The sequence below is a fragment of the Roseateles sp. P5_B10 genome, from assembly GCF_056400485.1.
Genome location: NZ_JBFULE010000292.1, coordinates 1 through 6,084, shown reverse-complemented (window position 1 = coordinate 6,084; position 6,084 = coordinate 1). Strand labels below are relative to the sequence as shown.

Here is a 6,084-nt window from a genome sequence, read left to right as displayed (position 1 = left end):
GGACTTCAGCGCGTCGTAGCCGATCAGGTTGGTGGCCCATTGCAGGGACCGGTCGCGGCTGTGTCCCGACACCCGGCTGAGATTGGCCAGCAGCGGTGCGTAGGCCGCCATCTGTACCACGTCGGCATTGCGCTCCAGGCTGGCCAGGTAGGCGGCGTCGGCAATGGCGGCCCTCATGTTCGGCATGGGCCAGCCCTGGTGGGTGGCCCACTCGCCGACGAACACCTTCGGGTCGGTACGCGGGCGCTTGTCGTAGTCGGTCAGGTGCTCGTACATCTGCGCCTCGCCCCAGGCGTAGGTGTGGTCGTCGATCATCTCGGGGCGCTGTGAAGGCGTCGCGCTGGCCGCCATCGTCGAAATGAGCGTCAGTTGCGGGTACCTGGCCTTGATCGCCTTGTGGAAGATCGAGAAGCGCTTGTCGTAGGAGCCCGACTTGTCGAAGACGTCCTCGTTGCCGATCTCGACGTGACTCATCTTGAAGGGCTCGGGGTGGCCGTCCCTGGCGCGTTGCGCGCCCCATTTGGTGTCAGCGCCGCCGATGATGTATTCGATCTGGTCCAAGGCTTCCTGCACGAAGGGCGCCAGGTCTTCTTCAGAGGACAGCCGCTCGCCATTGAGGGCGTAGCCCGCGAACACATCGAGCAGGGGCTCCATGCCGAGGTCTTCGCACCACAGCAGGAATTCCAACATGCCCATGCCGTCGGTGGACCAATAGTTCCAGGGGCTGCGGTGGCCGGGCCGCTGCGCCGGGTCGCCGATGGTCTTCTTCCACTCGAAGCGCTGCCCGAAGGTGTCGCCCTCGACGTAGTTGCCGCCAGGAAAGCGCAGGAACTTCGGCTTCAGGCCCGCCATCAGCTCCATCAGGTCCGGGCGCAGCCCGTTCGGGCGGTTCTTGTAGGTGGGACCGAACACCGACACCTGTTGCAGCCAGAGCTTGCCCGGCCGGCTGGCGGTGAGCGTGAAGACGTTGTCCTTGGACGGCACCAGCTCACTGCCGGTGCGCAGCGTGATCTGGAACTTCTTCCAGTCGCGCCCGACGCCGTCCACCTTGCCGGAGACGAGCGAGGCGCCACCAGCCTTGACGAGCGAGGCCAGCAGTGGGCCGATTTCGCCTTCAGCCTTGGCATAGAAGGACACGGTGTAGCTGGTGTCGGGTTTGAGGCCGATGCCCCAGTAGCCACCGTTGCGGATGCCCGCCGGCTGCTCGGGCGATGCGCTTTTGAGAGTCAGCGCCAGGCTCAAGTCCAGCGCGTCGTTGAGCTTGTTGTTCCTGTCCAGGGCCAGCTCGGCCGCACCGACGGCGTTCCAGTACACCGGCTCCTCAGCCTGGTAGGCGTAACCCGCTTCGCCCTTGAAGCTGCGGTTGCGGATCAGTTCACCGTAAAGGCCGCCTTCGTAGGCAAAGTTGATCTCTTCGGTCATGAGACCGTACATGCGGGGGTTGATGCGGGTCTTGACCCGGTCGGCCGTGATATGGATCTCGGGCTGCGATGCAACCCCGGTCGACTGAGCATTCGCCGGCAGTGCAAGGAACGCACTGGCCAGCGTGCACAGGGACGTCAGATTGATGTTTCTCATGGAAGTAGTCAAACAAGGAATCGGCGTTACGACAGGTGGCATGGAGGTACAAGAGGCGGACCACKGCGGGCTAGGTCCGCAGCCCAACKACGGCTAAGCGCCCGAGCGCTTCGGCACACGCCGGCATCGTCGGATGCAGCAGCGTGYGGCCGAACCAGAAGTCTTCGCCAAGCGTTTACAGGCGCCAATGCAGGCGCAGCGTTGCATGTTGGGTGGGCAGATGAAGGAGGACACTGCTGCGGATTGACCAAATTGCGGTCTTGCCACTTTGCCACATAGCAACTTTGGTATTACCACATTGTGGTCCCGCAGCCGGTCCGACGGCACCACAACTGCGTCATCGTGATGACGGGCTACTCCGAGCAGATCCGGCTGGCCATGGCTCAAGGCTTCACGGTGCTGGTCAAGCCGACCTCCGCGGAGCGCTTGGCCAGCGTGCTGCAGGATGCGCTCTCCACAAAAAAACGCTGAGCGGCTGTAATTTCCTCCGGACGCTGCACACGGTGGACGATGGCGCCAGGCCTCAGAGGCCAGTCAAGGAGYGCCGGAGCTCGAAGGCAAAGCGGTCATAGGCGCCGGCACACCGCGGGCGACCGCTTGCCGCTGCAGCCGACGTTCAACTGACGAACTGTGAATGGCTCTCGCCAGCCTGAAGCAGCCAGCATCTCCGCACCCGGCGCTGGACCGAGTGGTCAAGTCACCGGACACGCTGCCCTGCGCGACACCTCCGGACAAGGTGCTCGTCAGGCGCCGGATTCCGTGCTCAGAAGACGCTGGACCTGGTGCTCACGTCGCGTCGAAAAATGCACGGCAACCTGTTCGGCTCGCAGACGCTGTGGGCCCAGCACCGCCGCATGGGCCTGGTGGACCCGCTGGGCACGCAATGCCTGCCGACCGTGATGGCCATGCAGGGCCGCTTCGTGCTGCCCCAGAACGATTCGCAATTCAAGTACGCCTACCACTTCGACGCCGTGCAGTACGCGGCGTTCCTGCGCAGGCTTGCTGTGCAGCGCGGCACGCGGCACACGCTGGGGCGCATCGTCGACGTGCTGCGCCGCCCCGATGGCGGCGTGGCGGCGGTTCACCTGGACGACGGCCGCCGCATCGAGGCCGACCTGTTCATCGACTGCTCGGGCTTCCGCTCCCTGCTGCTGGGCGGCACGCTCGCCGAGCCCTTCGTCGACTTCAGCCACTGGCTGCCCGTGGACGGCGCCTGGGCTTGCCCCTGCGAGCGTAGCGGCGATCAGCTCACGCCCTATACCCAGGCCACCGCGCTGGAGGGCGGCTGGTCTTGGCGCATCCCCCTGCAGAACCGCACCGGGCACGGCCATGTGTTCGCGAGCCGATTCATCGACGCGGACCGCGCCCGCGAGCAATTGCTGGATCGGCTGGACGGCAAGCAGCTGGCCGAGCCGCGGCTGCTGCGATTCACCACCGGCCACCGCCAGCGCTTCTGGGTCAACAACGTCATTGCCATCGGCCTGTCCTCGGGTTTCCTGGAGCCGTTGGAGTCCACCAGCATCTACCTGATCCAGGACGGCATCAGCCGACTGATGACGTTGCTGACCGAGGGCCGGCCGCTGGACGACGATGCCCGCGCGCTGTTCAACGAAGGCTCTGTGCGTCGCTTCGCGCGCATCCGCGACTTCATCATCCTGCACTACTGCCTCACGCGCCGCCGCGACAGCGAGCTGTGGCGCCATGTGAGCCGCATGGAACTGCCCGACACGCTGGCGTTCCGCCTGGAGCTGTGGCGGCGCTACGGCGTGCTGCACGAGTACGACGAGGAGGGCTTCGACGCGACCAGCTGGCTGGCCATCCATGCCGGCATGGAGCACTGGCCCGAGCGGGACGATCCCGTCATCGCCGAAATTCCACCCGAGCGCGCGCTGTCCGCGTTGAAGGGCCGGCGAGATGCCCTCGCCGCTACGGTGGCGCGCATGCCGCTGCATCACCGCATGCTGGGGCAAGTGCTTGGTTGAGTGCAGTCCATACAACCATGAAGGCGGTGTTGACATCGATGTGCCGTTATGCGCCTGGCGATCCTTCAAGATGGCCCGGCTGGACGCTCACGTATTTTCTGGTCCTTCTTGTCCTTGATCTTGTAGGTAGCGCCGTCCGAGCCTTTGACCTCTGCACCTTCTGGCGCGGGGAAGAGCGACCAGACAGTGTGCCCAGTCAGCGTCTTGTCGTCGACCCAGTCCGTCAACTTCTTCAGCAGCGAGGTCTGGACTGCGTCTTCAGTGCACAGGGATTTCATCGGTTTTCTCCTGTGCCAGCTTTCCTATGACGCCGTTCTTGAGCAATTCGACCGCAGCGGCCACGCTGGCCTTCGGGTCCCCATCCATTCCCTTGTTCTTGAAGAGCGCCTCCAGCGACGCGATAACGTCCTCGACGGTTCGGTTGGAGGCTTAGCTAGACGACAAGACCGCGGACACGATCAAAGTCTTCTTCTATCCTATTGAGCTCGCGCGCAAACGAGTGCGGCTCGAAACCGCGCAACGTGAGCCAAGGCACGCCACGCTTCGTGACGGGATGCCGATGGTGCTCGCCGCGCTTAGAGACCACCGGCAAGCGAAGGACCCAGCGTGGAAGTTGGATGCGGAGAGCGACGAGATGTGGGTACCGGATGTGGCGCTCCTTCGGCGCGCAAGAAGGGCGCGAAGGTGGGAGGCCCGCGGGCCAAGCCGCGAGCTGGAGATCGCAGCTTTGATCGGATCAAACGGTYGATCGCATCTTATGCACCCATCGATGTCGGCATTCGCACCAAATGCGATCCATCGGCGGCGGGATATGGGGAGTGAAGGATGTCTAAGTGCTTGATTTAGATGAGGGATCAGTCGCGAGATTCGATTCGGCGCACAAAGTACCCGCGGGCCATGAGGTTGCCGGCGAAGGCAGTCGCTGGCTCGAAGCGCCGGGAGGCCTCGCATTCTCGAGAGCGCCTCGAGGAATAGGGGCGGGCGGCCGCAAAGCCGCGTGGCCGCGGAGATGGTCTCGCCGACTTGGCCAGCCCGACGAATCGTCAAGGAATAGCGGCTTCAGGCGCCCGCGCCGGGCGCTTCGGTTTGCCAACAGGGAATCAATGGAGTTACCTCGCCTCAATTTACGAGCCCTTGCAGTCGGGCTCATCAGCATGCTCGCCTTGGACATGGTCTCGGGCTTTGCCGTCCTTGCTCTTTGGCCAGGCAGTGTTTCGACGTCGGCTGATGTCGCTGCGCTTCCCGCCCAACCCGAGTACTTGGCAGTTGTCTTTGTGCTCGGGACGTTGACGACTGCCATGGGTGGCGCAATCTGCGCCCGCCTGGCTCCAACCGTGCCGTACTGGCACGCAGCTGCGTTCGGTGTACTGAGCATTGCCACCGGCTTGCTGCTCTCCGACGCGGCGCAGTCGGCTTGGTTCACGGCGCTGGCGACCCTCGTCACCATCCCCGCGGCCATTTATGGGGCCTGGGCAGGCCTCAAGGCACGCCGGTAAACGGAAGGAGACTATCCCGGCGGCTGGATCAAGTTCACCGCCACCGGCTGCCGCCCATCCAGCACATCCGTCGTGACCTCCCGCAGCACCACGGCGCCATGCTGTTTGCGCCAGCTGTCCCAGAGATGGGCCGCGTCGGCATCGATGCTGGGCGGCCCGTTGAGCGCATAGGTGCGGCCCGTCTTGGTGGTCACTTCATCGGTGTCGATGTGCACAAAGGCCACGGCCGACGAGACCTTGGCGCAGTGCTCGTCCTCGATGTAGCCGACGAGATGCCAGGTGGGGGCGTCGTAGCTGGGCACCTGCACCTCCCAGGCCCGCCAGCGGACCAGCACGATGCGCGGCTCCTGGGAGAAGGGCGTGGAGATCCAGAAGCCGCTCATGGGCGTGCCGGCAGTGGTGGTTGCGTGCGAGTGGTGGCCGCCGGCGCCAGTCGGCGCGTTCTACGGCGCTGTTCAATGGCGCGACGCCACAGCGGCCTCGGCGCCGCGTGCGACCGGAGCAACTCGGAGCCGAGGTTGTCGAACCAATTCGGCACGTTCAGTCGGAAGGGGGTTCTCATGCCTGAGACCTGCACTGCTCAACCTTGAGCGCCCCTCAACAATGTCCTCAGCGCCAGCGCGTGGCTGTAGGACGTTGAGCCGCTTACATACCGGCGGGCCGGCAACGGGGTAGTCCGAACTGCCGGTGCACCCCTGGTGCGCTACCGCACCGACACGACCGCAGCGCGTGGCTACCTTGCGCTGGAGCACCTCCCGGTGTGGTCTGTCGCAAAGGAATCTTCATGTCTTCACGCTCAACAGCGCTGGCCCTGTGCTTGCCCATGCTGACGCTGCTGCTGGGCGGTTGCCAGCGCAATGAACCACCGCCCACGGTCATCGTCGCCCCCGGCCCTGCGGGCGAACCGGGGCCACCCGGGGCCACCGGCGCCACGGGCGAGGCCGGCAAAGCAGGCGCCACCGCCGTTGTCGTCGTGACACCCGCCGCTTCGGCGGCGTCGGCATGAATCAGGCCGAGCGCCTTCGCTC

At 64.9% G+C, this 6,084-nt stretch carries 7 protein-coding genes; 4 read left to right on the top strand and 3 right to left on the bottom strand.

The genetic code is table 11. The annotated features are described in order from the left end of the window. On the bottom strand, window positions 1-1,578 hold a 1,578-nt coding region (locus tag AC1DU6_RS17285; protein ID WP_477858529.1), incomplete at its 3' end, for an alpha-L-arabinofuranosidase C-terminal domain-containing protein. A 345-nt stretch (window positions 1,579-1,923) separates the two neighbouring features. Between AC1DU6_RS17285 and AC1DU6_RS17280 the strand changes: the two genes are divergently transcribed. Beyond that, window positions 1,924-2,049: a hypothetical protein gene (locus AC1DU6_RS17280; RefSeq protein ID WP_457324159.1), complete on the top strand. Its 126-nt coding sequence runs from the start codon at window positions 1,924-1,926 to the stop codon at window positions 2,047-2,049. Between the two features lie 332 nt (window positions 2,050-2,381). Beyond that, entirely contained in the window at window positions 2,382-3,560 is a 1,179-nt protein-coding gene (locus AC1DU6_RS17275; RefSeq protein ID WP_457324158.1) for a tryptophan halogenase family protein, read from the top strand. Window positions 3,561-3,625: 65 nt separating this feature from the next. Here AC1DU6_RS17275 and AC1DU6_RS17270 read toward each other — a convergent pair whose 3' ends face one another. Next, window positions 3,626-3,838, bottom strand: a complete 213-nt coding sequence (locus tag AC1DU6_RS17270) for a hypothetical protein (protein ID WP_457324157.1) — start codon at window positions 3,836-3,838, stop codon at window positions 3,626-3,628. Window positions 3,839-4,714: 876 nt separating this feature from the next. Here AC1DU6_RS17270 and AC1DU6_RS17265 point away from each other — a divergent pair. Further along, a complete protein-coding gene (locus tag AC1DU6_RS17265; protein WP_056202584.1) occupies window positions 4,715-5,056 on the top strand; it encodes a hypothetical protein in 342 nt (113 codons plus the stop codon). Between the two features lie 11 nt (window positions 5,057-5,067). Here AC1DU6_RS17265 and AC1DU6_RS17260 read toward each other — a convergent pair whose 3' ends face one another. Beyond that, window positions 5,068-5,439: a hypothetical protein gene (locus tag AC1DU6_RS17260; RefSeq protein ID WP_457324155.1), complete on the bottom strand. Its 372-nt coding sequence runs from the start codon at window positions 5,437-5,439 to the stop codon at window positions 5,068-5,070. A gap of 401 nt (window positions 5,440-5,840) precedes the next feature. On the opposite strand from AC1DU6_RS17260, the gene AC1DU6_RS17255 reads away from it, so the two are divergent. Beyond that, window positions 5,841-6,062, top strand: a complete 222-nt coding sequence (locus AC1DU6_RS17255) for a hypothetical protein (protein ID WP_457324154.1) — start codon at window positions 5,841-5,843, stop codon at window positions 6,060-6,062. Window positions 6,063-6,084: the final 22 nt, after the last annotated feature.